The organism is Caulobacter sp. UNC279MFTsu5.1 (genome assembly GCF_900114015.1).
Classification (GTDB): Bacteria; Pseudomonadota; Alphaproteobacteria; order Caulobacterales; family Caulobacteraceae; genus Caulobacter.
Genome location: NZ_FORN01000002.1, coordinates 1 through 26,403 on the forward strand (window position 1 = coordinate 1; position 26,403 = coordinate 26,403).

At 67.5% G+C, this 26,403-nt stretch carries 26 protein-coding genes, 3 tRNA genes and 1 pseudogene; 21 read left to right on the forward strand and 9 right to left on the reverse strand.

The window, feature by feature from the left end; all coding sequences use genetic code 11:
• Positions 1-18 precede the first annotated feature (18 nt).
• From BM066_RS00010 to BM066_RS00035, 6 genes and pseudogenes are all read left to right on the forward strand, one after another.
• A tRNA-Glu gene (locus BM066_RS00010) sits at positions 19-93 on the forward strand.
• A 173-nt stretch (positions 94-266) separates the two neighbouring features.
• The gene (cspD, locus tag BM066_RS00015) at positions 267-872 is read left to right on the forward strand and encodes a stationary phase survival cold shock domain protein CspD (RefSeq protein ID WP_089923207.1); all 606 of its coding nucleotides are present in this window, start codon (positions 267-269) and stop codon (positions 870-872) included.
• 189 nt (positions 873-1,061) lie between these two features.
• A pseudogene (locus BM066_RS00020) lies at positions 1,062-1,491 on the forward strand (DUF192 domain-containing protein).
• A 75-nt stretch (positions 1,492-1,566) separates the two neighbouring features.
• Positions 1,567-1,643 (forward strand) — tRNA-Pro (locus tag BM066_RS00025).
• Between the two features lie 47 nt (positions 1,644-1,690).
• Entirely contained in the window at positions 1,691-1,996 is a 306-nt protein-coding gene (locus BM066_RS00030) for an ETC complex I subunit (RefSeq protein WP_089923212.1), read from the forward strand.
• Positions 1,997-2,028: 32 nt separating this feature from the next.
• Positions 2,029-2,105 (forward strand) — tRNA-Arg (locus tag BM066_RS00035).
• Here BM066_RS00035 and BM066_RS27305 read toward each other — a convergent pair.
• Together BM066_RS27305 and BM066_RS00045 are read right to left on the reverse strand one after the other, a co-directional pair.
• A complete protein-coding gene (locus tag BM066_RS27305; RefSeq protein WP_369823214.1) occupies positions 2,064-3,731 on the reverse strand; it encodes a recombinase family protein in 1,668 nt (555 codons plus the stop codon). The two genes, BM066_RS00035 and BM066_RS27305, sit on opposite strands and share 42 nt — an antisense overlap.
• A 387-nt stretch (positions 3,732-4,118) precedes the next feature.
• Complete coding sequence (locus tag BM066_RS00045) at positions 4,119-4,766, reverse strand: DsbA family oxidoreductase (RefSeq protein WP_089923215.1); 648 nt, start codon at positions 4,764-4,766, stop codon at positions 4,119-4,121.
• A gap of 199 nt (positions 4,767-4,965) precedes the next feature.
• Here BM066_RS00045 and BM066_RS00050 point away from each other — a divergent pair, with 199 nt between their 5' ends.
• Positions 4,966-5,331, forward strand: coding sequence for an MmcQ/YjbR family DNA-binding protein (locus BM066_RS00050; protein ID WP_089923218.1), 366 nt, complete (start codon positions 4,966-4,968; stop codon positions 5,329-5,331).
• Here BM066_RS00050 and BM066_RS00055 read toward each other — a convergent pair.
• Entirely contained in the window at positions 5,318-5,794 is a 477-nt protein-coding gene (locus BM066_RS00055) for a thermonuclease family protein (protein ID WP_255367419.1), read from the reverse strand. The genes BM066_RS00050 and BM066_RS00055 overlap by 14 nt on opposite strands.
• A 234-nt stretch (positions 5,795-6,028) precedes the next feature.
• On the opposite strand from BM066_RS00055, the gene BM066_RS00060 reads away from it, so the two are divergent.
• The 3 genes from BM066_RS00060 (at position 6,029) to BM066_RS00070 (ending at position 8,456) form a co-directional block, all read left to right on the forward strand.
• On the forward strand, positions 6,029-6,343 hold the full coding sequence (locus tag BM066_RS00060; RefSeq protein ID WP_089923220.1) for a hypothetical protein: 315 nt from the start codon (positions 6,029-6,031) through the stop codon (positions 6,341-6,343).
• A gap of 767 nt (positions 6,344-7,110) precedes the next feature.
• Positions 7,111-7,476 (forward strand): DUF736 domain-containing protein, encoded by a 366-nt coding sequence (locus tag BM066_RS00065; protein WP_089923225.1) that lies wholly within the window; start codon positions 7,111-7,113, stop codon positions 7,474-7,476.
• 65 nt (positions 7,477-7,541) lie between these two features.
• Positions 7,542-8,456, forward strand: a complete 915-nt coding sequence (locus BM066_RS00070; RefSeq protein ID WP_089923228.1) for an ArdC family protein — start codon at positions 7,542-7,544, stop codon at positions 8,454-8,456.
• Here BM066_RS00070 and BM066_RS00075 read toward each other — a convergent pair.
• On the reverse strand, positions 8,431-8,814 hold the full coding sequence (locus tag BM066_RS00075) for a hypothetical protein (protein ID WP_089923232.1): 384 nt from the start codon (positions 8,812-8,814) through the stop codon (positions 8,431-8,433). The genes BM066_RS00070 and BM066_RS00075 overlap by 26 nt on opposite strands.
• A 321-nt stretch (positions 8,815-9,135) precedes the next feature.
• On the opposite strand from BM066_RS00075, the gene BM066_RS00080 reads away from it, so the two are divergent.
• Positions 9,136-9,486 (forward strand): DUF736 domain-containing protein, encoded by a 351-nt coding sequence (locus tag BM066_RS00080; RefSeq protein WP_089923235.1) that lies wholly within the window; start codon positions 9,136-9,138, stop codon positions 9,484-9,486.
• A gap of 21 nt (positions 9,487-9,507) precedes the next feature.
• Here the strand turns inward: BM066_RS00080 and BM066_RS00085 are convergent, their stop codons facing one another.
• Positions 9,508-10,005 (reverse strand): helix-turn-helix domain-containing protein, encoded by a 498-nt coding sequence (locus tag BM066_RS00085; protein ID WP_089923237.1) that lies wholly within the window; start codon positions 10,003-10,005, stop codon positions 9,508-9,510.
• Positions 10,006-10,339: 334 nt separating this feature from the next.
• Between BM066_RS00085 and BM066_RS00090 the strand changes: the two genes are divergently transcribed.
• From BM066_RS00090 to BM066_RS00100, 3 genes are all read left to right on the forward strand, one after another.
• Positions 10,340-10,942: a GntR family transcriptional regulator gene (locus tag BM066_RS00090; protein ID WP_177218329.1), complete on the forward strand. Its 603-nt coding sequence runs from the start codon at positions 10,340-10,342 to the stop codon at positions 10,940-10,942.
• A gap of 432 nt (positions 10,943-11,374) precedes the next feature.
• The gene (locus BM066_RS00095; RefSeq protein ID WP_089923244.1) at positions 11,375-12,013 is read left to right on the forward strand and encodes a lasso peptide biosynthesis B2 protein; all 639 of its coding nucleotides are present in this window, start codon (positions 11,375-11,377) and stop codon (positions 12,011-12,013) included.
• Positions 12,014-12,015: 2 nt separating this feature from the next.
• A complete protein-coding gene (locus BM066_RS00100) occupies positions 12,016-13,794 on the forward strand; it encodes an asparagine synthase-related protein (protein WP_089923247.1) in 1,779 nt (592 codons plus the stop codon).
• Here BM066_RS00100 and BM066_RS00105 read toward each other — a convergent pair.
• The 4 genes from BM066_RS00105 to BM066_RS00120 all read right to left on the reverse strand — a co-directional run bounded on the left by BM066_RS00105 (position 13,770) and on the right by BM066_RS00120 (position 20,855).
• Positions 13,770-16,178, reverse strand: coding sequence for a S9 family peptidase (locus tag BM066_RS00105; protein WP_177218330.1), 2,409 nt, complete (start codon positions 16,176-16,178; stop codon positions 13,770-13,772). The two genes, BM066_RS00100 and BM066_RS00105, sit on opposite strands and share 25 nt — an antisense overlap.
• Positions 16,179-16,211: 33 nt before the next feature.
• A complete protein-coding gene (locus tag BM066_RS00110) occupies positions 16,212-19,220 on the reverse strand; it encodes a TonB-dependent receptor (protein ID WP_089923255.1) in 3,009 nt (1,002 codons plus the stop codon).
• Between the two features lie 122 nt (positions 19,221-19,342).
• On the reverse strand, positions 19,343-20,344 hold the full coding sequence (locus BM066_RS00115) for a FecR family protein (RefSeq protein WP_089923258.1): 1,002 nt from the start codon (positions 20,342-20,344) through the stop codon (positions 19,343-19,345).
• A 13-nt stretch (positions 20,345-20,357) separates the two neighbouring features.
• On the reverse strand, positions 20,358-20,855 hold the full coding sequence (locus BM066_RS00120; RefSeq protein WP_089923262.1) for an RNA polymerase sigma factor: 498 nt from the start codon (positions 20,853-20,855) through the stop codon (positions 20,358-20,360).
• Between BM066_RS00120 and BM066_RS00125 the strand changes: the two genes are divergently transcribed.
• The 7 genes from BM066_RS00125 to BM066_RS00155 all read left to right on the forward strand — a co-directional run bounded on the left by BM066_RS00125 (position 20,854) and on the right by BM066_RS00155 (position 26,391).
• Positions 20,854-21,351 carry a helix-turn-helix domain-containing protein gene (locus tag BM066_RS00125; protein WP_089923265.1) on the forward strand — a complete coding sequence of 166 codons (498 nt, stop codon included), beginning with the start codon at positions 20,854-20,856 and terminating at the stop codon, positions 21,349-21,351. The genes BM066_RS00120 and BM066_RS00125 overlap by 2 nt on opposite strands.
• Before the next feature lie 254 nt (positions 21,352-21,605).
• Positions 21,606-22,262: a DUF2285 domain-containing protein gene (locus BM066_RS26740; RefSeq protein WP_255367420.1), complete on the forward strand. Its 657-nt coding sequence runs from the start codon at positions 21,606-21,608 to the stop codon at positions 22,260-22,262.
• 121 nt (positions 22,263-22,383) lie between these two features.
• Positions 22,384-22,677: a helix-turn-helix transcriptional regulator gene (locus tag BM066_RS00135; RefSeq protein ID WP_089923268.1), complete on the forward strand. Its 294-nt coding sequence runs from the start codon at positions 22,384-22,386 to the stop codon at positions 22,675-22,677.
• Positions 22,667-23,152 (forward strand): DUF2840 domain-containing protein, encoded by a 486-nt coding sequence (locus BM066_RS00140; protein WP_089923271.1) that lies wholly within the window; start codon positions 22,667-22,669, stop codon positions 23,150-23,152. Before BM066_RS00135 ends, BM066_RS00140 begins: the two co-directional genes overlap by 11 nt.
• Positions 23,149-23,667 (forward strand): S26 family signal peptidase, encoded by a 519-nt coding sequence (locus BM066_RS00145; RefSeq protein ID WP_177218331.1) that lies wholly within the window; start codon positions 23,149-23,151, stop codon positions 23,665-23,667. The genes BM066_RS00140 and BM066_RS00145 overlap by 4 nt, the downstream gene beginning before the upstream one ends.
• Positions 23,664-24,461 (forward strand): lytic transglycosylase domain-containing protein, encoded by a 798-nt coding sequence (locus tag BM066_RS00150; protein ID WP_255367421.1) that lies wholly within the window; start codon positions 23,664-23,666, stop codon positions 24,459-24,461. Before BM066_RS00145 ends, BM066_RS00150 begins: the two co-directional genes overlap by 4 nt.
• A 211-nt stretch (positions 24,462-24,672) precedes the next feature.
• A complete protein-coding gene (locus BM066_RS00155) occupies positions 24,673-26,391 on the forward strand; it encodes a relaxase/mobilization nuclease domain-containing protein (protein ID WP_089923280.1) in 1,719 nt (572 codons plus the stop codon).
• Positions 26,392-26,403 lie beyond the last annotated feature (12 nt).

Genomic DNA, 26,403 nt, shown 5'->3' on the forward strand with positions numbered 1-26,403 from the left:
GCCTAATGCAGGCGCCGTGGTCCCTTCGTCTATCGGTTAGGACGCCAGATTTTCATTCTGGAGAGAGGGGTTCGACTCCCCTAGGGACTACCACCCACCACGGACATTTCAGGTTTATGTCGGTCTAGGCGCTGCGACGAAATGTCGCGGCGTGGTTCTGGCCGCTCCGTGACGTCAATTGGTTATTGACGGCTCTCCTCTCGCGAGAACAGTGTTATTCTGTGGTGCTCGCCCCCTGGGCTGTCTGGGCGAGCCAGAGGGGCGGAATGTCTGGTTTCGATTTCGAAGACTCGGGATCGCATGAGGAATTCGTGCGCATCAGCGGTCGCGTAAAGTGGTTTGATACGGGCAAGGGGTACGGCTTCATCGTCCCCGATGATCCTGGCCAGACGGGCCTGAAGGACGTGCTGCTGCACGTCACCTCCCTGCGCAACTGTGGTCGGGAGACGGCCCTGGAAGGCGCGATCATCGTCTGCGACGTGGTCAAGCGCCCCAAGGGCTGGCAGGTGTCCGAGGTCGTGAACCTGGACGAGAGCGCCGCCAGCGTCCCCATGGAGCGGCCCAAGCGTTCGTTCGGCGACGGCGGCATGGGCCTGCGCCGCGATCATGGGTTCCGGTCCGGAATCGACAGCAGCCGCCAAGCGCTGGAGCCTGTGGGGCCGGCCGAACGGGCCAAGGTCAAGTGGTTCAACCGCACCAAGGGCTATGGCTTCGTCGTCCGCGACGGCCAGCCGGGCGACATCTTCGTGCACATCGAGACCCTGCGTCGCGGCGGGCTGGAAGACCTGCAGCCGGGCGACGACGTGATGGTGCGCTTCGCCGAGGGGCCCAAGGGCCTGGTGGTCGCCGAGATCGCGCCCGGCGACGACTGACGATCGCGATTGAGGTTCGAGGACCGGCTTTCGCCATCGCCGCATGGCGTCGTAGGATCGCCGCGTCGCGGGACGCGGCGAGGACGATGAGGCGCGCGTGACCTTGATAACGACGATCGGACGGCGGGCTCTGGCGCTCGTCGTCCTGGCCCTGGTTTCGGGCACCCTGGCGGCGAGCCCGGCCCAAGCCTGGCAGGCCCGACCGAAGCCGGCGGCGGTGGCCGTGACACCGTCCAGCAAGCTCGACACCGTCGAGATCCTGACCAGCCGGGGACGGGTCAGGTTCACCGTCGAGCTGGCCGTGACCAAGGCCGAGCAGGAGCGAGGCCTGATGTTCCGCAAGGCCCTGGCCCCCGACCGCGGCATGCTGTTCCCCTACAATCCGCCCCAGCGGGCGGCGTTCTGGATGAAGAACACCCTGATCCCGCTGGACATCCTCTACATCGCTCCTGACGGCCGGGTGCTGTCGATCGCCCGCAACGCCGTGCCGCACGACGAGACGCCGCTGCCCTCGGGCGGCGTCATCCGTGGCGTGCTGGAGATCCCCGGCGGCCGCGCCGCGCAGCTGGGCATCCTGCCGGGCGACCGGGTGCTCAACAAAATCTTCCCGAAGGGCTGACGTCTTTCCGGGTTTTAGGCGTCCGTTCCATTTGCTCCCGGCGGCGAAGCCCTGTAGAGCAGCCGCTCGGTGTTTCGGAGCGTAGCGCAGCCTGGTAGCGCATCTGGTTTGGGACCAGAGGGTCGCAGGTTCAAATCCTGCCGCTCCGACCACCTAGACCCCCTTTTAGAGGGGGCGACGATCGACCTGGAGAGGCTTCATGCTCGCGCGCATCTACCGCCCCGCCAAGACCGCCATGCAGTCCGGCAAGGCCAAGACCAAGGATTGGGTGCTGGAGTTCGAACCGGCCTCGGCCAGACGTCCCGACCCGCTGATGGGCTGGACCCAGTCGAGCGACATGAACGGCCAGGTGCGCCTGAATTTCGAGACCCGCGACGAGGCCGTGGCCTACGCCCAGCGTCACGAGATCTCGTTCCAGCTGTTCGAGCCCAAGGCGCCCAAGCGGATCATCAAGGCCTACGCCGACAACTTCGCCGCCGGCCGCAAGCAACCCTGGACCCACTAGGACTTCCGCCTCAAGCTCTCCTCCCGGAGTCCGCGCCCTTAGCTCAGCTGGATAGAGCACTCGCCTTCTAAGCGAGCGGTCGCTGGTTCGAATCCAGCAGGGCGCGCCACTCCGGTACACGCGACGGAACTGCGACCGCAGCGTCGCGAGATCCGTTAGCGGCGGCAAGCGAACGAAAAAGTTCGACGCGGCAGCCGGACACCTCCGCTTCCACTTTCGATTTGATCTCGACGCGTTGGGCGATCGCCCGCAGCGTATCGCGGCGGAACGACCCATCCTCATTTCTGAGCGCCCGTTTCGTGGCTTCCGCGAACTGAGCGAGGAGTTCGGGTGTCACGATGGGGCCGAGGCGATTGATCGCGCGCTCTGCGCGATCGGCATCACCGTTGACGCCGTCTCTCAGCGCCTTCAGTTCAGTGATGCGGCCCTTCAAGTCCGGGTCTGAAGCGTCCGCCGCGCCAGCCTCGATCGCATCGTAGAGCCTGTTCAGCCGCGCTTGCGCTTCTGTCGCGCGCTTTCGCAGATCGGCGACGTGCTTGTGCCGCTGATCGATCCACGCCTGTCGCCGATCGATGACGCTGGTCATCAGCTCCGTCAGGTACCGTGGATCAAGGAGCCTGGTTTCGAGGTAGTGCACGACCGCAGCGTCGACGATGTCCATTCGCACCGTCAGACCGCCGCAACTCGTCGGCCCCGTTCGCGCCCGGCTGGCGCACGTATAGTAGCGGTAGGCGTTGTTCTTGCCCGTGCGCAAGGTCATCGTGCCGCCGCAGATGCCGCAATGGCAGATGCCGGCCAGCAGGATCGGACTGGCGTTGAGGTTGCCGCCGGGCGCTTTGGGATTGCGGCTGTTCATCAGCAAACCCACCGCCTCGAACTTCTCCCTGTCGATGATGGCGGGGACTTCCATGACCACGTGTTCGGCCTCGTCCTTCAGTTCTCCGGTCTTGTAGACCCGGGTGTTGAAGCGGTGCTCGCCCATGTAGGTCGGCCGGGTAAGGGCCGAATAGACGGCCGAAATCCCCCAGCGCCCGCCATCACGCGTCCGGATCTGGCGCTCGTTGAGAAAGTTGACGATGCCCTTGACGCCCATGGGGCCGCTGGCGCCGTGGCCGGTCAGGGCCAGATCGAACATCAGGCGGATCACGTCCGCGCTCTCCGGTTCAATCTCCAGCTTGCGCTTGACCTTGACGCCCCGCTGTTCCGCGTCGACCACCCGATAGCCGATTGGCGGGCGAGACCCATTCCAGAAGCCCTGGCGGGCGTTCTCCTTCATGGCGCGCAAGGTATGCTTGGCGTTCTCCCGGGACTGGTATTCGTCGAACAGCGCCATCATCTGGCGCATCATCAGACCCATCGGATCGTCGCCGAGCTCTTGGGTTATCGACACCAAACGCACGCCGTTTCGGGCCAATTTGCGCGTGTAGAACTCAAACAAGAACTGGTCGCGGAAGAACCGGGAAAACGAGTGCACGAGGATCGTGTCGAAGGCAGGCGGCTTGGTCAGGCCCGCCTCGATCATGGCCTGGAAACCAGGACGCTTGTCATCGGTGGCGGTGTTGCCCGGCTCGACGAACTCGGTCACGACACTGAAGCCCTTGGACGCGGCGTAGGCGGAGAGCTGCCGTCGCTGATCCGGGATCGAGAGATCGCTGTCCGCCTGGCGGGCTGTGGAGACGCGAAGATAGAGCGCGGCGTGCGACTTGGGCGGTTTAGACAGCTGCTGGCGGGCCAAGACCTTGCTCCGGTTAGGGCAGGGGTCCCAAGATCGCGTCGAGATCCTCTGCCAGGACGGTTTCGACCAGGCGGATCATCTGCTCGGTGACGGGCAGGACATCCGGCCACGCGCCGACTTCCACCACTGAGACGACTGGCGGAGCGCGTCGGGACATCCGCTCTGGAATTTTTTTTGTTCCTTTCGGTCGGCCTCTAGGTCGCGTCATGCCCGCACGGTCTGCGCGCCTGGCGAGCCGCGCAATCCGACCGCCATGAAAGGGAAGCTTCGAGCGTAAGAAAGAACGGCGTTGAGACCGCGCGCCGGCTGCCCGCCTATTGCGCGCGACCGAGCTCTGGCGCCAGCCGGCGCGACGCCAAGCTCCTGTCGCGCCGAACCCGTCCTGTGTCAGTCTTGCGTCGCGATCTGGCGGAGCGCCTGCTCGAAATACTCCGCGGGCTGACCGCCCGAGATCAGGTAGCGGTCGTTGATCACCACGGCCGGGACGGAGTTGATCCCGGCCGCCTGCCAGGCCCGCTCAGCGTCGCGAACTTCGCTCGCATAGCGTCCGGAGGTCAGCACCTCGTGGGCGGCCTGCGGATCGAGGCCCGCTTTCATCGCCGCGCGGACGAGCACCTCAGGGTCGGCAATGTTCTCATTGGCCGTGAAGTTGGCTTCGAAGAGGGCGTGCTTCAGCGCGGCCTGTTTACCGACCAAGCCGGCCCAATGCAGCAGACGATGCGCATCGAACGTGTTGTGGATGCGGCTGTTCTCATCGAAGGCCATCGTGAAGCCAACGGCGGCCGCCCTGTCGCGGATCATCTGGCGGCTTGCGTCCATCTGTTCGCGCGTAGACCCATACTTCTGCGCCACATGTTCGATCCGGTTCTGGCCTTCCGGCGGCATATTGGGATTCAGCTCGAACGGCTGGAAATGGATCTTCGCGTCTACGAGATCGCCGACGCGCTCCAGCGCCGCTTCCAGCCCGCCCAGGCCGACGACGCACCACGGGCAGGCGACGTCGGAAACAAAATCGATTTTCACAGTCTTGGTCATGCGCGGTCCAGATAACGGTCAGGTCGGTGATATGGGGCGTTGGATCGCGATTGCATCGCTTCGGCGGTGGGAGGATCGACCGCTCAACGTATGACGGGGCGGGCAGCCCTCTACCACGACCGTCTTTGTCGTCTCCCGATGCGACCTTGCCGAGCATGGGCGACTCGTCCTGCAAAGGGGCTCGCTGGCGGGGTTATGTATGACAGCGGATGAATTCGGCGAGATGATCGAACGCGTGGCGCCGGGCGTTCAACGCAAGCCCGTGCTGGAGACCACGCAATTTCGCGTCGGTCACAAGACTTTCGCCACATTGGGCTGGCCCTCCGAGGGCTGGGCGGTGGTGAAGCTGTCGCTCGCCGAACAGCGGCGTGTCTTGGCCGCCTCGGACGCCTTCGCGCGCGAGCCAGGCCGCCGGCGCAATTCAGGGGTCACTCTGGTGCGCCTCCAAGGACTTGATCCCGAACTCCTGGCCGACGTCCTGGCGGTCGCCTGGCGTGAGGCCTACGCGATTCCCACGTCGCCTCGCCGACGCCCAGGCGGACGGGCGGACGTTATCGCCGCGTAAGCGCCGCAGGCAGGCGCTGGCTCGACCAAAGACCTCGGCCCGCGGCGCGGGCCTCGGCCTCGGCTTTGGCGTAGAAGCCCTTGCTGTAGCGGCGATATTCGCTGGCGAAGCCGCTGCGGATCACCGCGGCGTTAACGTCCGGGGTGGCGGTCGACCAGCACTTCCCGACAAAGCGGCCGTACCGATCGCGATTGACGAACCGGCATGCGACATGGCCGCGAGTCAAAGCGATCAAGGCTAGGCGGGCTTCCTCGGCGAAGGGCTGCGCCGGTGTCTTCCCGCGCGCCACTTCAGGCGCATCGACGCCGTACAGCCGCACCCGCTCATCGCCGCAACGCAGGGTGTCGCCGTCGTGGACGGCCGGAGCATCGCAAGTGATCAGCGTCGCGGCGGCGAAAGCGAGGAACATGACGCGGCCCATAGCCTGCTTTGCGCTCGCTTCGCCATGGGCCTGGTGGCGCATCTTTCCTGGCGGTCGCTCCCGCGACCGCGTGCTTGGGGGCGCCGCCCCCTGGCGCACTTCGCAACGGTTTCCGCCCAGCTTCGCGGGCGCGAGCCGGGCAATGGCTCGAAGGCGGCGACGGCTGCAGCCGGGTCCCCGCGAAACCGCCGCTCCGTTTACACCCCCCGCTCTCGCCGAGGGGCAGGGGTCAGGCGCGACCTGCACCTGACCCCAACCCCATACGAGAGACCCATCATGTCCGTGTCCAGTCAAGCAGCCCAAGAAACGCCGCGCGAAGGGCTGATCAGCCCCAAGGGCTTCGTGCTTACCGAAGCCGCCTCGCCTGACACCGCCCAGCGCCTTTCGGGCTTGAAAAAGGCCGAACTGGTGGCGGCGGCCGAGCCCGATCTCGTCAAGGCCCGCTGGCTCCCCGTCTTGCTGCGGACAAGGTCCACGGCTCCGCCGCAGTGGGCCGAAGAGACGGCGTCGGCGTCGGCCCCGGACCACGGCCAGACCCTGGAGGACGCCGCCGAGACGGCGTCGGCCGCAGAGTTGGCGGCGGCCGAGTAGGGCGGGCAGGGCGGGTCGTCGTTCCGGCGACCCGCCTTTCGCGCGCAGCCGGGGCGGCCTCTTGGCGTCTTGAGGGAAAAGGGCTCCCCGCCGCCATGCGACGGGAGCGATAGGGGATCAGGCCGGGTGGTCGACGTCGGCGTCCGGCCCGGTCTCAAGCTCGGGCTCAGGCTCGCGACGCTTGGTCGGCGCGTCCAGACCAGATCAAGGCCATCCTCGGCGGCAAAAAGGGCCCAGCATTCGCACCGCCGGGTCCCTGGTGGCGCCGAGGCTGACCGATAGGGAGCCGCCGCCCTACTTCGACTTCTACTTGCAGGCCGAGCCCATCTCGGCGCCTTGGGCTTGGTCCCGGCCAGCAGGCCACGGCGTGGCCGGCTCGCCGCCGATGGCCCCTGCGGCCAACCTTCGTCACGCGGATGGGCCGGGCGCGGCTGGAGCCGTTGAAACCGTCGGCCGTGGCCCCGACCTCACCGCTAAGAGCCCTGGAGCCGCCTTTCGCCGCGAACGCGCCGCGTCCGTCGCGGCCTCTCTTGGCTGCAACCGGACCGAGGCGTCGGCCGCCGTCAACCTTGGTCTCGGGTTTCTTCCCCGTCGCGCCGCCCTGGTGCCGGGCGCGACTTCCTCGCGAGGCAACAAACCCGCGCCCAGCGGTCCTGCGCTGCGCTGCGGGTCCGCGAGCGGACTGCCGACCCCCGTCGTCCCCGGTCTTCGGAGCGCCATCGAGGCTGCGAACGGCGCGGCCCGGAACCAGCGAAAGGTAAGCTCCAATGGCTCGCATCGGTAAGTTCACGGCCACGGCCGACGGTTTCACCGGCTACATCCACACCTTGCAAATCCGCGTGTCGAACGTGGTCTTCAAGGCCATCGCAGGCGATCCGGCCAAGTCGCAGCCCGTCTACCGGGTCTATGCCGACGGCGCCGAGATCGGTTCTGTCTGGAAGTACAAGTCGAAGAAGGGCGTCGATTTCCTGTCGGTCAGCCTCGACGACATCAGCTTCCCGGCGGCTGTGAACGCCCGCCTCTTCCCGGCTGAGGACGGCTTCGATCTGGTCTGGAGCCGTCCCACCAAGCGGCGCGAGCCTGAGCCCGAGCTTGAGACCGGGCCGGACGCCGACGTCGACCACCAGGCCTGATCCCCATTGCTCCCCGCCGGATGGCGGCGGGGAGCCCTTTTCCCTCAAGACGCCAGGAGGCCGCCATGACGCGCGCCGAAAAGACCTCGCGCCCGAACGGCGCGACCCGCCAAGACCCCTATACGTCCATCACCAACCAGATCCTCGCCAACCTCGCCCAGGGCGTGACCCCCTGGACCAAGCCCTGGACCGCCGGCCACGCCGCCGGCCCCGTCTCGCGGCCCCTGCGCCACAGCTTCGAGCCCTATTCCGGCATCAACACCCTGGTGCTCTGGGGGACCGCGGTCGAACGGGGCTACGCCGCCCCCATCTGGATGACCTTTCCTCAAGCCCTCGAACTTGGCGGGGCGGTGCGCAAGGGCGAGAAGAGCACCACGGTGGTCTACGCCAATCGCATCACGCGCCAGGACACCAACGACCAGGGTGAAGATGTCGAGCGCTCGATCCCCTTCCTGAAGGCCTATCCGGTCTTCAACGTCGAGCAGATCGACGGTCTTCCCGAACGGTTCCGGGCCGCGCCCGTGACCCTTCCCGAAAGCGAGCGCATCGCCCGGGCCGACGCCTTCCTCGCCGCGACGAAGGCGGAGGTCGTCCACGGCGGCGACATGGCCTGCTACGAGCTCATCGCCGACCGCATCCGCATCCCGGAGTTTGGCGCCTTCGCCAGCGCCCACGACTACTACGCCACGCGCGGTCACGAGACCGTCCACTGGACCCGCCACCCCTCCCGGCTGGATCGCGACCTTGGCCGCAAGACCTTCGGCGACGAGGGCTATGCGCGCGAGGAACTGGTGGCTGAACTTGGCGCGGCGTTCCTGTGCGCCGAGCTGGGCGTTGATCTTCGGCCGCGTGAGGACCACGCCGCCTATATCGGCCATTGGCTGACCGTCCTGAGCCAGGACAAGCGGGCGATCTTCAGCGCCGCCGCCCATGCGCAAAAGGCGCTCGACTACCTCAAGGGGCTCCAGCCGCCAGGCTGAGCCGATCCTCAGGCGGCCTGGTCGGCGATCCCGGCAGGCCGTCCGGTGGCTGGAAGTCGAAGCGGAGCGGCGGGGTCTCGATCCACGCCCCGGTCGGCGCCACGGGCCGCTTGGCGTTGGCGATATGGACCAGCAGCTCGTTCATGCCCCGCGACACCGCGTGGGCCCAGGCCGCATGGCCGATATCGGCCGCGCGGCTGATGTCGTCGGCGGCGTCAAGGCAGAACAGCGTCCGCCCGCCGTCGGCGTCAAGGCGCGAAAAGGCGAACCGGCCCGACCGACGGACGAACTGGGCGTCATGGTGATGGAGGCTGATGAACCAGTCCCCGTCGATCAGCACCGTCCCGTTGTCGGTCATCGCGCACGCTCCCCGCACTTCGCGGTTCCGAGGCTAGGAAGATTTTCCGATTCTTTCCCAGGGCTTGTCTTTGGTTCGCGCCAATTTCCAGTGGATTGAGCGTCGAATGTCGTTGCGCAACAAGGGTTTGCGCGGTCCGGACAGACGCCTCCAAACGCCCGCCGGGCGCTCTTGATCAGGTCCGCGAAGCCTGGCCGTCCGCCGTTCCCCACCGGCGGCCGGCCGGCGGCGGTCCGACCCCTTCATGGCGATCTTCCCCCCATCGCCCGGTCGGACCGCCGCCCCTGGGCGACACGCGTGAGCGGCGGGCTGGAGAACCTCATGTCGGTCATCGGTCACTTCCGTCGCGAGGGCGACGGCTTCACCGGTCGCATCGCGACCCTGGGCCTGGACGTCGCCGTCCGGCTCGTTCCGTCAACGCGCGCCAGCGCCAAGGGGCCTGACTACCTCGCCCTGATCGGTGAGAACGAGGTTGGGGCCGCCTGGCGGGCCAGCGACACCAGCGGCGCGCTGCTGAACATCAAGCTCGACGATCCCACCTGGTCCGAGCCGGTCAATGTTCGGCTGATGGCCGCCGAGGACGGCGTGCTGCCCCTGACCTGGATCCGGCGCACCGAGGACAAGCCCGACCGAACCGCCGACAAAGCCGCCACTCCGCCGGGGCCGGACTGATCGGCCGTGCCCAGCGCGCCATCAGCCTTCCTCCAGCCCTCCGTCCGGGTCCTCGTAGGAGAGCTCGATGGCGCGCGCGATATAGTCGTCCACGCTGGCGTCCTGCCGTTCGAAAAGCTTGCGGATTTCGCCGGCGATGTGCCGAAATCCCGCGACCCAAGTCGCCGCCGGCACGCGCGACAGACGCGGGCCGAACTCGGCGAAGAGGTCGCGGGTCAGCACGTAGAACGCTGTCGCCATCTTGTTGTCCATCAGCAGCAGCGGCAGCTCGGGCCAGTTGAACTGCACCCCGAGATGGATGGCGGCGGCGTCGCTCCGCGTCGCCTTGGCGAACAGCCTCACCTTATTGAAGTCATAGGCGCGGCGGCCCTTTTCGAAGTCGCGGTAAGTCCGAAGGGAGACCCCCATGGCGACCGCGACCTCCTCCTGGGTCATATGGCGCTCTTTTCGAAGCATTCTGACGATTTCGGACAGAAGCTGCGCCTGACGCGCGAGAGGCGTCTTTGGTGCGGCCGCCATGCGTCACTCCAAGCCACTAATCAACCAGAAGAATAGTTGTCCAGCAAACGCAAGCGCCCGCAACGGCTTTGGTGGCGGTCCCGTCCGACGACGGAGGGTTTGTGGCGGGGTTTGGCAAATTCGCTTGAGGCGGCGCCGCATCGATTAGCCGTTGCAGCTCTAGCGGCAACGATCTCGAAGCCGACCGGCAACGTCATTCCCAGCGGGTCGGTGCGGGTTGCCGGTTGAGTCGCTGATCCACAGGAGAAGTTCGAGCCGGTGCGCGCCGGTGGCGCGGCGCAATCGACGGCGCGCCGTAAGCGAAGAACGATCTTCGGCTCAAGGGAGCCGTCGCGTGGGTCGAGACCGGGATGCTTTTGAACGGACGCTGCGGACCTTGCGTGAGCGATTGGCCGACGGCTCGGCGTCGCAGGGCGCGGGACTGCATGTGCACGCCCTCGCGGCCGATCTGGACGTGAGCCAGACGCCCGTGCGCGAGGCCCTGGCCCATCTGGCCGGCGAGGGCCTCGTGGCGCGCCTGCGGGGCGGCTACCAGACCATCGTCTACGACAAGGCCGCGCTAGCGGAGCTCTACGAGCTGGCCGGCCTGCTGGCGTCCGCCGCCATTGATGACCGTGCGGAGGTGCGCCAGGCTGCCCAGCCGTCGAGATTGATCGAGCTGCTGGCGGGCGCCACCCGCAATCGCGCCGTCGCCGCCGCCCTGCATCGCGTGCTTGCCCAGCTGTCGCCGTTCGAACCGGCCGAACGCGCCGTGCTCGGCGACCAGGACCAGGACGGACTGCGCGCAGCCTTGCGATCGGCGCCGGAAGGCGCGGCGACCAAGCGCCTGGTACGCGGCTATTTTCGTCGGCGCGCGCGCCATGCGGGCGAGATCATCGCTGTATTTCTGGGGCTTTCGAGCGGGCGCGCAGCGCGCAATCCCAGGTCGCAAATATAGATTTGAATATACGTCGCGCGAGTCGCCTTCTGAACGCGTCGCAACACCGCGACGACACAGCCCAGGAGGTCGTCATGACCCGCTCCACTATCCGGCTGATCCGCTTCGGCTCGGCCAAGACCCTCACCCAGGCCCAGATCCCCTACGGGGAACTGGAGTCGGGAAATCCCTTCGACGGCTACGGCGTCTAAGCGCCGGTCGCCGCGCCGCCGACGCGGTCTGGCCGGCGGCGCTCTGGCAACCCTCAACTCAGGACGAAGTCGATGAACATCAAGTTCCGCATTATCCGGTTTGGCGCCGCCAAGGCGCTGACCCAAGCTCAGATGCCCGTCGGTGAGCTCGAAAACGGCGACCTCACGAGCCGCTGGGGCATCTGAACCCCAGCGCGGTCCGGGTCGCGTCGCCCAGCTGTTTCATTCGAAGGGAAGGACGATGCGACTCTGGCTCGCTCCACACGTCTTCGCCGTCACCATTGGCCCGGACATTGTCGTGCTCGACGTCCTCTCCGACACCTATTTCTGTCTCGCCGACGCGGCGTTGCATCTTCGGCTCGGCGCCGACGGCGCGGTCGATGTCGAACCCGCCGAGGCCGCCGATGACCTTCTCGAGGCCGGGCTCCTCCAGACTGCGCCGCCGCCGCCCCGTGCCGCCGCGCGCGAGATCCGTCAGGGTCGGCCTTCCTCGCCATCGCCAATCTCTCCGCGCGCCGTCGGCGTGGCCCTGCGCGCCAACCTCACCGCCGCCAAGTCGATCGATCAGCTTCCTTTCGCGGACGTGCTGTCCTTGGCAGGGCCGCTCGCCGAAACGGTGTTTGAAGCGCCCACCACGGAGTTGTTGCGGGAGGCCGACCGCTTTGCCCGACTGGCCCCCTGGCTTCCGCGCGAAGGCCTTTGCCTGATGCGCAGCCTGCAGCAACGCCTCTACTTGACCCGGCTGGGCCATGCGGCAGCCTGGGTCTTTGGCGTACGCACCTGGCCCTTCAAGGCCCATTGTTGGTTGCAGGCCGGCGACGTCGTGCTCGACGACACGCCAGAGCACGTCGGGACCTATACGCCGATCCTGGTGGTCTGATCGTGCGTGACTACCTGATCATCGAATCCACACCCGGTGACGACCTCGAGGAACGTCGATCGGCTGAGGCCATCGTGCTGGCGACGGGCGCCTGGACGAAGGTCGCGCAGCGCCGCTGGTTTTCGGTCTTTCTCGAAACCGAGAAGCCGCCGCGTTACCGGCATCTACCCGGCGTGGCCGGCGCCTTGATCGGGGAGGTGTTCGACGCGGAGGCGGCGCGGGCAGGGCGCGGGCAGGACATCGATATGCTTGGCTTTGGCGCGGAAGCTGACAGCGCGGCGCGGCGGCTCATCGAACGTGGCTTTGGTCGTTACGTCGCCATCCTCAACGACGACGCAGGCCCCGCGCGTGTCCTTCGCGATCCGCTCGGGGCGATGAACGCGATCGGATGGCGGCGCGGCGCTCTGCGCTTCATCGCCTCGCGCCTTCCCGACATCCCTGGGATCCGCCCGTCGGAGCTGGTCGTCGACTGGCAGGCCGCCGTCGACATCCTGCGCCAGAAGAACCTCGCCAGCCTGGTGACGCCGCTTGAAGGCGTTGTGACCTTTCCGCCGGGTGTTCTGGCGGATGAGGCCGGCCGTGGGGCGCGCCTTTGGTCGCCCGCCCGATTTGCGCGAACCCCTCTGACCGGCGTCGTCCCCAGAGACCTTCGGGTCCTGGTCGATGGGGTGGTGGCCGCATGGGTCCAGCGCCGCGAAGGCCTTTTCTGCGAAATGTCGGGCGGGCTCGACTCCGCCATTGTCGCCACCAGCCTCGCCAGCGTCGGCGCGCCGCTGCGTTACGGCCTCAACCATGCCTATCCTGAGCGGGAGGGTGACGAACGGCGCTTCGCCCAGGATCTGGCCGACAGGATCGGGGTCCCGCTGGTGGTGGTCGAACGCCAACCCTTGCGCCTGACCGCTGACAAGATCCTGGCGGGCGCGGGCGGCATGCGCCTCAACTACGCTGGCGGCGATCCCGAGCACGACGCCGACCTGGCCGCACGTCATAGCGAACCGGGGATCGACGCGATGTTCACCGGCTGTGGTGGCGACGGTGTCTTCTTCCAACCCGCCCATCCGAGCCTGGTGAGGGATGTTCTTCGCGGTCGCTGCGGAGCGCGGCTTGCCAGTCTAGATGTCCTGGCGCGGCGGAACGCGACCACGGTCTGGTCTATCCTGCGTCGTGGCCTCAAGCCTCAGGACGTGACAGCCGGCGCGGGCGTCGAGCAGTTCCTCGATGCCCGCGTCCTGACGACACCGGTTCGCAAGCATCCCTGGCTCGACGAGGCGCGAGACATCGAACCCGCCAAGCAGTTGCAGATCCTAATGCTTGTGAACGGTCTGAGCGTCCTTGGCGACAGCCTCCACCACGCCGCCGGAGACGTCATCGATCCGCTGATGAGTCAGCCAGTCGTTGAGTTCTGCCTCTCCGCGCCGGCTGGCGTGCTGGCGGTGGGCGAGCTCAATCGTCCCTTTGCGCGTCGTGCCTTCGCTGAGCGCTTGCCCGCGTCGATCCTCGAGCGGCCGTCGAAGGGCGCGGTAACGAACTTCATCCTGCGCAGTCTCGGTTCAAGCCTAGATTCCCTGCGGCCGTTTCTGCTCGACGGGCTCCTCGCTAAAGCCGGGGTGCTGGATCGCGAGCGGCTCGACGAGGCTTTGCAGCGCGAGCAGTTCCTGTGGTCGAACACAGCCTCGCAGGCCTTCATCCTGCTGGCGATGGAGGCCTGGACGCGCCGCTGGACGGGCGCCCAGGCCTTGGGCCGGGCCGAGGTCGCCTACGGGGCGGCGACCTCGGTCTGAGGCCGGACGATCCCGAGGTTCTCGTCCAGGAAGGCGAAGATCCGCTGGTACTGATCGCGGACATTGCCCGGCGTTTCGACGACGTGGGTCTCGCCCCGATAGGTCAGGAAGATCGCGTCCTTGCCCTGGCGATAGAGCGCGCCGAAGAGGTTCTGCGGCTGCTCGATATATTTGTCGAGGTCGCCGTAGATGATCATCATCGGGGTGGTGATCCGATCGACATAGGTGATCGGACTGTTGCGCTGGTAGAGGTCGGGGGCCTGCCAAGGGGGGACGCCCATCCGAGCCTGGCCTGTTTCCGTCCAGCCCGATCCCGACATCAGATAGTACCCGTTCTCAGGGTTGGTGTTCGCCCACGGGCCGACCATGGCGTAGGCGCTGGTCAGGTTCACGGTCGGGGCGCCGGCGATGACGGCGCGGAGGCGCTTGGTCTGCTCCGCCGCCGCCACAACCGTATAGCCGCCATAGCTATGGCCCCAGGCCGCGACCCGGTCGCCATCTACCAGACCGTCCTTGGCGGCGGCATCGACGGCCGCGAAGATCTGATCGGCCATGGCCTCGATCGGTTCGCGCCCGTCGGGATAGGGCATGGCGGGCACCAGCGCCGCGTAGCCGTGGGCGGCCAGGAGGATCGGATTGGTTCCCATATAGAGCGTTCCAGGCGCGAGGGCGCCGGATGGCGACATCGGCGCGGCGGGGTAGGGCAGCACCACCACGGGCGGTTTTCCGCCGCCGGGGAGGGGCGTGGGCGGCAGATAGAGCCAGCTCGTCACCGCCTTGCCGTCAATGCTCTTGTGGTGGACGGCGATGGGCTTGGCGATGTCGACGCCGGCCAGGTCGGCATTGACCGCCGTCAGCGGTCGAGCTGAACCCGCCGCGTCGACCCAGGAAACGGTCTGGACGCCGTGTTCGTCGCGACGCGTCTGGACGGCGCCCTGGGCGGTTCGAGCCACGATCCTGGCGCCGTCCTGGGCGGCGCGGACGCGAGGACCCACCCAGGCCTCCGTTGGTGTCGCGCCCTCCGCCAGGCCCAGGCTCGCCAGCGGCGGTACGAAGTTCTGGGCGCCACGGAAACCGGGCGGCGGGTCGGCCAACGGGACCACATCGCTTGCCGCGACGCCCCAGGACTTGCCGCCCTGCGTCGTCACGCGCCAGACCTTCGCGCCCGCGGCGACGGCCCAGGCCTTTGTCGAGACGCCAAGCGCCCGGGCGCCGTCAGGCAGGCCGGCGGTGAGATTGACCGGGCCGGTCGGCGTAACGCGCCAGTAGTCGGCGCGGCCACCGGCTTTCGGGCGCGCGAAAACGACCGGCGCCCCGTCGAGCCAGTCCCCCAGCGGCGTGCCGGCGGTGTCGTAGGTCGGGCCGAAGACCGGGGTCAAGGCGCCCAGATCGACGGGGGAGGCCGTCGCCGTGGCGGTGAAGCGCCAAAATCGGCCCGCCGAGAACGGGACATCGCCTTCGCGCGCGAAGGCAAGCACCTCCCGGCCGTCCTGGGACCAGGCGAGCAGCCGGTTCATGACCTCGCATTTGAGGCACGGGAAAGTGGCCTTGCCGTTGTCGAGGTCGATGACCGCCAGGCGATTGAACTGCGAGGGCGAAGCCGTGGTCTTGGGGCCCTCGTTGAGGCGCTGGATGTCCTCGCCCTCGACGATCGCCGCGACCGTCTTGCCATCGGGCGCCAGGGCGAAGTCCTCGATCGTTCCGCCAACGAGGGGGCGCGCCGTATTGTGGCGAAGGTCCAGCGTCACCAGGCCGACCTGCGGCCCCTTGGGGCGCAGGTCTCGATAGCGACCGCTGCCGATCGCCGTCACCGCGACGTCGCCCTTGGCGGTGTCGGCCCACATCTTCGTCAGCCGCGCCTGGGTCTCAAAGCCGAACCGGATCTGGAAATCCGGCCATGACATCGGCACGGCGGCGACGAGGATTTCGTCGTCGGAGCGCCAGACGACATCGGGGCCAAACTGCGGGATCCGGGGCGAGACGCCCAGCCACCGCGCCTCGCCGCTATCGAGATCGACGACGCCCAGCTCGTAGCTGTGTCCGATCATCCGTCCGACGGCGAGCCGCTTGCCGCCGGGCGAAAGACCGAGCGCGGTGTAGCCTGCCCCGGCCGGGAGGTTGAGGGGCCGCTCCTGGCCGCCAGCCTTCAGGTCGAAGAGCTGGATGCGGCCGAGGGCCAGGCGCGTCTGGCGTTCCAGGTCCCAGATTGGCGCGCTGTCGTATCGGGCATAACGCTGGACCACGAGCCAGCGCTGGGTGGTGTCCAGGCGGACCGATCCCAGGCTCTCAAGAGCCAGAAGTCGGTCCACGGTGAAGGGCTCGGCCGCGGCTGGCGTTGGGCAAACCAACGCGCAGCCGACCGCGAGCGCCGCGAAGCGTCGCATGATCATTCTCCAGATTTCAGGTTGGGGTTTGGCCTACCAGGCCTTGGTCAGTTGCAGCGTGACCATGCGGCCGAGCGGGTCGGCGTTGGTCGGGTCGTAGCCCATGCCCAGCGGGTTGTCGTAGAAGGGCGGGGCGGTGTCGAAGAGGTTCTGGACGTTCAGCGACCAGGACAGGCCCCGCACGCCAGCCAGGCGCTCGGGTTGCCAGTGGAGCTGCAGGTCCAGAGTCGTCCACGGCTGAACCCGTCGGCCGGTTTCGGCGTAGGTGTCGCCGAGGTGGTTGAGCCCGGTGGTGACGCTGAAGGCGTCGTGGGTCCAGGTGGCCGAGACCCGCGCCCGCAGATCGGCGGGGTAGCCGGCGCGGCCAGCCAGATCCTGCGCGACCGACGCGGGCGTGATCTTCCGCCTGTAGTGCATCAGCCAGGAAAGGCTGGCGTTCAGCACAAGCGGATCGCCGGCGAGGCTGGTCCGGTAGGCGGCGGACGCATCGACGCCGGAGACGTCCAGGCTGCCGGTGTTGACGTTGCGGGCCTCGACGATCGCCCGGTAGTCCGTCGCCGGATAGACGCCCAGGTTCCGCGCGTTTGGGCTGGCGATCAGCGCCTGGACCCTGGCGAGATCGGCGGCGTTGGTCGAGGGGCTGATGAAGGTGCGAAACGGGGCCAGTTCGGACGACGTCAGCGCCGTGGCCAGGCTGCTGATCACCGGCGAGGCGATGCGGTCGGTGAACTTGGTCCGATAGACGTTGAGGCCGAGGGTCAGTTCCGGCTTGGTTGGCGGCGTGAAGCTCACACCGCCCGTCCAGGACTTGGCCGTTTCCGGGCGCAAGGCGGTGTTGCCACCCTGGTAGAACAGCGTCGGGACTTGCCCAGCCCCGTAGTCGAGAGCGATCGGGCTGATCGAGAAGGGCAGGTTCAGCTCCGGGAGGGACGGCGCGCGAAAGGACGTGCCGTAGCTGGCCTTGACCGTCAGGCCGCCGCCGGGCTCCCAAATGACGCCGACCTTCGGGTTCCGCGTCGAGCCGACGTCGTCATAATCCTCGATGCGGCCCGCTAGCGACAGTTCGAGTCGTTCGACCAGCGGCATCGCATTGGACGCGCCCACCAGCGGCACGTTGAGCTCGGCATAGGCGCTGCGCACGTCCCGGCTGAACCGCCGCTCGACCTTGGCGGTCGGGCTGTAGCCGCTGAAGAAGCTCGCGCCGCCGGTGCGCAGCGCCTCGCGCCGCAGCTGCCCGCCGATCGCCAGGCGGATGGCCCCGCCCGGAAGCGAGAAGAGCGGCCCGTCGAAGGCGAGATTGGCCGACCTCATGGTGCTGCGGAACTTGCTGACGTCCCAACCCGAGAGGACGAAGTCGAGCACCGTCGCCGCGTTCGAGCCTTGGCCGATGAACGGATTGAAGTAGCCGTCGCGCGCCGCCGAATACGACGACAGCGGGCTGTCGGCCGTCGCGCCCAGCGCCTCGTTGAGCTTTGTCGAATTGACCTGATGGCTCGATCGGCTGATGGCGAGCTCCTGGGCATAGGTGCCGAAGAGGTTGCCGTTCCAGCCGGCGGGCAGCTTGGTCTCGGCGCCAAGGCTGGCGCCGAGGCTTTCGGACACCACCGGGTTCGACACCCCGCCGAGTTCGCGGGAAAAGGAGTAGGCGATCCGCTCGGACGCCTGTCCGGTGGGCGAGACGAAATAGGGATTGGCGGCCGAAACGATCATCGTCGCGACAGGCGCGGTGTTGGTGTTGGCCGTTTCGCGATGGGCGAACCGCAGGTCCGTTGAGAGCTGGAAGCGCCCGACGTCCTGCTCGGCCGAGATCACCGCGCTGTGGCGCTCGGACTTGGGCATGATGTCGATCGTCGCGCGCTGGTTCTCCAGGTTGGCCGTGCCGCGCACGAAATCGCTGGGCTTGAGGCCCACGCCGTTTTGCCCGGCGGGGATGGCGTAGGTGGCGACATAGGCGCCCGTGGCGTCCGGCCGCAGGATGTTGCCCGGCGCGGTGAACACCGAGCGGCGCCAGTCGGTGCCACCGAGGGCGCGCAGGTCGGCATAGCCGGCGAAATCGCGATCGGCGCCGCGCAGCCGACCGGTGCGCGTGTATTCGTACGCCGCCAGCACGTGGCCGCTGTCCCAGGTCTGGCCCAGCGCCTGGCTGAACAGATAGCGGCTGTAGCCGCCGCGCGTCGCGGTGGCGCCGCTGGCCCGCGTCTCGCCGCCGTGCAGGTCGGTGCGCAGCTTGATGTTGACCACGCCTCCAACCGCGTCGGCGCCGTACAGCGCCGAAGCCCCGTCGAGCAGCACCTCAACCCGGCCGACGGCGGCGAACGGGATCGACGAGATGTCGGTGAAGTCGCCGTAGTAGCCCGCGCCGGCCATGCGCTTGCCGTTGAAGAGCACGAGGGTGGCTTCCGCGCCCAGGCCGCGCAGGTCCACGCCCGTGCCCCGCGCGACATTCGAGCCGTTCGGGTCGGCTCCAGTCGAGACGGTGTCCTCGCTGGCCGTGCCGCCGAACGCCTGCGGAAGAAGGGTCAGGGCCTCGGCGATGCTCGAATAGCCGGCCTTGTCCATGTCGTCGCGACCGAGGACGACGACTGGCGAGGCGGTGTCCTTGACGCCCCGGATGTGCGTGCCGACGACGACCTCGGCGACCGTGGTCGTATCAACGTCGCTCGGAACGGCGGCCATGTCCTGCGCCGCGCCTTCGAACGCCTGGGTCGGGGTGCTGATCGAGATGCGCCGCGGCTTCAGCACAACGACGCCAGGCCGGACCTGCTCGACGGCGATGCCGCTGCCGCTGACAAGCTTCTCGATCGCTTGCCGGGCCGTGAAGCGGCCGTCCAGTTTCGGCGCCTGGAGCCCCGCGACCAGTTCGCTTTCGAAGAGGATCTTGGTGTTGCTCTGCTTGGCGACGGCCAGCAGAGACTCCTTCATCGGCGCCGACGGCAGAGCGAACGGAAGCGTGGCTTCCTGGGCGGACACGATCGCTGGCGCGGCGATGGCCAGAACGCTGATCGAAACCGTACTCAACAAACTAAGCGACTTGCGCGTCATCTTTCTCTTTCCCCCGCCACCGGCGGGCGCGATCGAGCTGATGCGCCTTGATCACCGGTTAAGCGGGGTTGAGACGTTCGAAACGGGAGCGAAGGACATCGCCCCATGAAATAAATGTGACGTCAGGCTGGCTTGTACGGTTTGGGATGCAGTTCGACGTCGCCGTTCGATTTTCTCACGCTCTCCAGGCCATAGAGGGACGACATGGCGGCGATGAAGTCGCCGTTCTCGCCAGCCGGGAACACGCCATTGATGACGCGGTCGGCGTCGACGCCGTCGCCAAGAATGATCTTTTCCTGGCTGTAGCGGTTCAGCTCGGCCACGGCGGCGGCGAGCGGGAGATCCTGGAAAGTGAGGTCCCCCGTGGTCCAACTGGTGGCGGACTTCACATCGATCGTCCTGGGCTTGGCCAATGCGGGCTGTCGCGCCGGAACCGCCAGGGCTTGGCCGGGCGCCAGCCGCCAGGTCGCCTTCGGAGCGTCCTTGTCAGTGATCTCGACGCTGCCCTGGGTGAGGATCACGCGGACATCCTGGCCGTCGCGGCGGACTTCGAACCGCGTCCCCAGGGCGCGGGTCTGCGTGTCGCCCGCCACGACGATGAACGGGCGCGCGGCGTTGTGGGCGACTTCGAAGAGGGCCTGGCCGCGCAGCAATTCGACCCGGCGAACGCCGGCGCTGTAACGCACGCGCACCTGGCTATCGGTGTTGAGCAGGACGCGCGAGCCGTCCTCCAACCGCGCGCTGAATGTCTCGCCAACGCCCGTCGAATAGGTCGGACGCAGCAAGGTCACACCCGCGACGGCACCGATCACCAGCGCCGCGGCGGCGGCCCCGATGGCGAGCCAAGTGCTTCGCGAGGTCTCGCGCAGACGCCAGGGCGCGGTCCTGGGCGCGCGCGCGAAGGCGTCGGCGGCGATCTGCTCGATGTCCTTGTCGCCAGCCAAGGACTGCAGCGATTGCGTCAGATCTTCGAGCCGTTCGTAGGCGGCGCGGTTATCGGGATTGGCTCTCCACGCGGAGAAGGCTTCGAGATCGTCGGTTTCAATCTCGGGGTCGCTGAGCCGCGTCAGCCAGTCGGCCGCCTCTCGGGTCGCGCGCGAAACCTCGTGTCGTTGCTGGATCATCTCGAACGCCGCCCTAATCCCGCATGGCCTTCGTCCTGACCAAGGCCTGACGAAGACGATCCTTCACCGTCCGCTCCTTGGCGCCCGTTAGCGCGGCCACCTGGCGAAAGGTGAGGCCCTTAATCTGCGTCAGCACCAACACTTCGCGCAACTCTTGCGGGAGAGAAAGAATGATCTGCTTCAAGAGGACCTGTTCCTCTTGGGAGGGCGGTGTCGACTGCGCGCGGAAGGGCTCGTCGCCGACAAGTTGGGCACGCTCACGCTGCGACCGGCGCGCGCGGTCGATGGCGAGGTTTTGCGCGACTTTGAGCAAGAACGCCTTGTGATGCTCGATCTCGCCAGACGCCTCGTGGGCGGCCGCCCGCAGCAGGGCTTCCTGCGCGAGGTCTTCAGCAAGATCGCCGTATCGCGGCAGCAGGGCGTCTTTCAGCCACGCACCGTAAAGGCGCACGAGACGGTCGAGGACGCTCGTGGCGTCTAATTGGGTTAGGGGCCGGGCGAAGCCATCCATGGATCAATCCACTTCTGATTGCCCCACAAAAATCTCGCATTTGATACGTCAGATAAAGTCCTATCTGCTCTCGATACGTCAGATTGGTTCCTCTGCCGTTTCGCGGTCCGCCGGGAAAGTCGTGATCCTTGTTGTCGGGGATCGCGTACGAATGACGACGTTGCGTCGCCAAGTTGGAAACATGGTGCGTCACCACCGCGAACGCGCGGGCGTGACCCAAGCCGAACTTGGTGATCTCGTCGGTAAATCGCTGGAGACGATCGGTCGAATTGAGCGCGGAGCGACTGCACCGAGCTTGGCGCTGTTGGAGAAGTTGGCCGCTGCTCTCAAAGTCGATCCACGCGATCTTCTTGGAGTTGGAAACTTCGCCGCGAAGAGCCGACGTGCCGATCCACTTGCGAAGCTCCTCGATAAAGTGGCCGGTCTTTCCGACGCCGAAATCGAACGGGCGGAGAAGCTTCTAACCATCGCGATGGGCTGGAAGAACGCAGAGTAGTTGCAGGCAAACAAGCGGCTTTTCAGTCGCCGATGAGCAACAATTCTGCTGCTGCCGCAAGATCGTTGCCGCCGACTACCAACAGTCGTTGCCGCTTAGGACGCCCGATCAAGTAGGAAGCCCGTAAGTCCTCGCTGAAGCGGCATGTGTTCTGACCTGCTTCCGAGATGGCCGCGCCGCGCGCAAGTACGGGACCAGGTCGGCCGCCGGGTGGGCTTCTCGGCGGCGGCTGGCGCGCATTTCTTGGTCTCACCGTGCCGTCGCTCTGCTGGGAGTTCCTGCGCCGCAATCCAGACTATCGCGCCGAGTTTGCCCGGTTCGTCCGCGGCGAAGGCCCGGTTGATCCCCGCTGGGGCTTGTCCGCGGCGGCGGATCCGGCGCTGTCGGCCGACGAGGGCAGAGTGGTTTGGCGGGCCGACGTAGCGCCGGGTGTCGTCGTGCCGGTAGAGCGCGCCTCGTTTGGTCGGCCGCGTGCCTCCCGGCTGACGCGGGCCGCGCCGGTCGCTGGCGTGGATGGCGTCCACATCCGGTTGCCGAGCGGCTTGCAGGTCCAACTTCGAAATGACGCCACACCCGCCCAGCCGCTGGTCGTGGTGCTCGCCTACGACGCGGATTTTCGTCTTCGCGTGCGCGCGGTCGATGCGCTTCGCCGCGCGGACCTGACCGACACGCCGCCGCGCTCGCGCCTCTCGTCGGCGCAACGCGAGCGGCTGGCGCGAACCCTGTTCGCGCTCGACGGGGCGCTCGAACGACGCAGCTACCGCCAGATCGCCGAGGACCTTTTCGGCGACATGGAGACCGGAGCGGACTTCAAGACCGCCTCGATCCGCGATGTCACCATCAGGCTTGTTCGGAGAGGCCGGGCCCTGATGGCCGGCGGTTATCTCAAGCTCCTCCACGGCGGCTTCTGAGGGTGGCTGAATCCGCCCTGGGCGGTCTTCGCCATCCGCCAGACGTTCCCGCTGGCGCCAGCCTCTTCCTCGCTCCGCCGCCCGGTGTCCGGGCGTTCGTGGCGGCGCCGAGGACCCTGGCATGCCGAAGAGCGACGACGAGGACGAACCGATCGAACGCCTCCTGCTGGCGCCGGAGGCGGCCAAGATCCTGCGCCTGACCGTAGGCACGCTAGCCAAGCACCGCGTCTACGGGACCGGGCCGACGTACCGCAAGAACGGCGGCCGCGTCGTTTATACGCTGCATGACGTCCAGGCCTGGTCCCGTCGTGGCGTTCGCCGATCCACGCGCGATCCCTTCGCCGTTCCCATGCTTCCAGCAAAGCCGCATGCGGCGCAGTCGGCGGCTCGCCAGGAGCACGGCGATGACGAATGACGCCACCGCCGACAGCACCATGACGCGTGTCGAACTCGTCCACCTGAAGGGCCGGATCGAGCGCTGGCTGCGCTTCGGGCGCGCCGCAGGTGAGCAGATCCAGGACCGTCGCCGGCGCACGGTGTTGTTCGCCCCGGGCGCCATCTTCGCCTTCGTTCGATGGCGCGCCGAGGCCTACGGCACGGTCGACTCCCGCATCGCGATCCTGCGAGCCGTAGCGCCGGGGCATGCGTTCACGACGTACCCGGAGGTCGCGCCGGGCGCCGAGGTCCTGCTCGACATCCGCGGCTGGGCCAAGGTCCAGGCGGTCCTGGAGGCCATCGACCGCGTCGAAGGGCGGGGACTCGCTGCGACCGATGTCGCGCCCGACTATTGGCGTCACGTCGGCGCGCGGATCGCCGTCGGTCTGCCCCCGCGCATCTACGAACGCGCACGGCACCGTGCCTGGCTTGTGCGTCGGGAGATATTCTCGTGACGCGCGGCGGCGTGCTTCCGGTCGGTCTGGCGGCGTTCTGCGGCTGCGCGGCGCTGCTCCTGAGCGATGCGCGGCGGCCTCCGCGCCTGCTGTTTAATACGACGGCGAGCGCCCCGATCGGACTCTACGCGATTGAACCGGGCCGCTTCCACACCGGCGATCTCGTCGCCGTGTTTCCGCCGTCCGATCTCGCCCGCTGGATGGCCGTTCGCGGCTACCTGCCGGCGAATGTCCCCCTCCTCAAGACACTCGTGGCGGAGCGCGGCGCGCGCGTTTGCGGCGGCGCTAGCGGCCTGACGGTGAACGGGCGTTGGTTGGCGAAGGCCCAGCCGCGAGACCACTGGGGGCGGCGTTTGCCGCGCTTCGACGGCTGCCAGGTGCTGAGCGCCGACGACGTGCTGCTGATCAACGCCGCTGCGCCCAACAGCCTCGACAGCCGCTATTTCGGACCCGTGCCGCGGCGGGGCGTGGTTGGCCGCGCGCGCCCGTTATGGACGCGGGAGGCGCGGCGATGACGCGTTCCCATCATCTTTCCCTGTTCGGTCGGACTTCCGGTTCTTTCCCCGTCCCGGTCGAGACAATGTCGGCGGTCGCGCGCAGGCGCGGTCAAGGGCGGCCGTTAGGCCGGCGCGGTTCGCGCCTTGCCCTTGACGGCGACGAGCTGGGCCGCACGCTTCCTGTGACCTGGGCGAACGGAAGACCTTCGCGCGCCGTGCGCGCGGCCGCTGCGGTGCTGTGCCTCTGCATGGCGCTGGCGTTCGCCGCGACTGGAAGCGCCGCGCCTTCAACGGAGGATTGGCGGCAAGGGCGGAACGACACGGCGTTGGTGGCCCACGCGGTCGATGAGGCCGCCCTGCGGTTTGGCCTTCCGCGACATTGGATCGTCGCGGTGATGATGGTCGAAAGCGGTGGGCGCGTGCGGGCCGTATCGCCCAAGGGCGCGATGGGCCTCCTGCAGTTGATGCCGGGAACTTGGCGCGCCCTGAGCTCCGAGTTGGACCTGGGCGATGATCCGTTTGAACCACGGGCCAACGTCATGGCCGGCGCTGCGTACCTTCGACAGATGTACGATCGGTTTGGCGCGCCAGGCTTCGCGGCCGCCTACAACGCCGGTCCGGCGCGGTATGAGCGCTATCTCGCGGGCAACGCGACCTTGCCCGCCGAAACCCACGCCTACGTTCAGCGCCTTCGGCCGCTGCTCCAGGAGCCAGGCCAGGATATGCGCCGGCATCCCGTCACAGGCTGGCGTGGTGCGACTTTGTTTGTTGCCCCTGGGCTGCCGCTGCGGGCTGGCGAGGCTGTCCGATGATGGGCGCCGGTAACGGGGGAAATGGATGGAGGAGGGCGGATTCTGGAGGACACGCGCTAAGGCAAGATAAAAGCACAGGGACCCTTCGGTCCCAAGTGGCGGAATCCATTGGTGATTTAGAGGGACCCGCACGCGCGTCGCGGCCCTCGGTCGTCGGTTTGTTCAGCGAAAACAATGCTCTGGTAGGGACCTTCGGGTCTCGCGCGCCGCGATGACCCGCGACGACGACTTCCAGCCGAGCCTGGGCCGGATCCGCGACCGCGGGGGCAGTGCTTCCAGCAGGATCCGCAGCTTCGCGTCTGAGGTCACGGCTGCGTGCCGGAAGTCCGGGCTCGGCGCTATCGATCTTGGCCCGCGACGCGGTGTGAGGAGTTTCGGCCGCGGTCGGGCTGTCACGCGCTCCCAATCCCGACGCCAGGTCGTGGTCAAGGCCAGGATCATTCGCCACCGAGGTCAGCGTTTCCGCGCCGCCAGTGTGGGGACCCATCTCTACTATCTGCGCAGAGGCGGAACCGCCCGCGACGGCGGACCCGCCGACGCCTTCGACCGTGACGGTGTTGCCGATCACGACGGCTTCGCCAAGCGCGCCGAGCCTGACCGGCACCATTTCCGCTTCATCGTCTCACCGGAGGACGCGGCCCAACTCGATGATCTTCGCGCCACGACGCGCGACCTCATGGCCCAGATGGAGAGCGATCTTGGAACGCGGCTCGATTGGGTCGCCGTCGATCACTGGAACACCGACAATCCGCACGTCCACGTGCTGGTCCGAGGTGTCGATGATACGGGCCGGGACCTCGTCATCGATCGCGACTACCTGTCGAACGGCCTGCGCGAGCGCGCCAAGGCGTTGGTCACGCAGGAACTGGGGCCAAGGTCGGCGCTTGAGATCGCGGCGGCCGCGGACAGGGAGGTTGGCGCCGAGCGCTGGACAGGTCTCGATCGCCGCCTCGTGTCCGCCGCCAAGGGGACGGGCGAGATCGATCTTCGGCCAAGTCGCGGCGACCAACTGGACGACCGGGGGCGTCTGATAGGGCGCTTGCAGGTGCTGCAACGCTACGGCTTGGCGGAGGAGGGCGCGCCAGGGCGGTGGCGTATTGTTGAGGACCTCGAGCCGCGCCTTCGAGAATTGGCGCTGCGAGGCGACATCATCAAGTCGCTCCATCGATCCATGGGCGCCCAAGAGCGGGATCCCGCCACCCTCGTCATCGAGGGGGCTAGGCTCGAAGCGCCGGTCATCGGCAGGGTCGCTGAACGCGGCCTCCACAACGAGCTGGACGGTCAAGCCTATGTCGTCATCGACGGCGTCGATGGTCGTCTGCATCACTTCCGGTTTCGGGATCTGGCGGCGGCCGGCGATACGCCCGTCGGCGGGATCGTCGAGGTTCGCGATGCGCCGGCTGTGCAGGGCGAGCAGCCAGCGCTGCAGCTGATCCATCGATCGGACCTCTCGATCGATCGGCAAGTCGCGGCCGATGGGGCAACCTGGCTGGATCGGCAACTGGTCGTCCGCGAGCCGGCGACGCTCGCCTCGCATGGCTTCGGCGCGGAAGTCCGCGAAGCCCTCGATCGCAGGCGTGATCACCTCTCGGCTTCTGGCCTGGGCGAGGTCGACGAGGGGCGGTTCAAGCCGAGCGCCAATCTGATCGGGAAACTGCGGCGGGCCGAACTGGAGCGGGTAGAGGCCCAGCTCGCCAAGGCGGGGGCAGGGGGCGTCCATGGGGTGGAGGGGGAGGCCATCAAAGGCGTCTACGCCCGGCGCCTCGATCTCGCGTCGGGCCGGTTCGCCATGATCGAGGACGGCCTGGGATTCCAGCTGACGCCGTGGACGAAGGCGCTGGACGCCAAGCTGGGGCAGGAGGTGACCGGCACGATCACGACATCAGGGGTGGAGTGGACGCTGGGGAAAAAGCGCGGGCTTGGACTGTGATGGTGCAAGCAC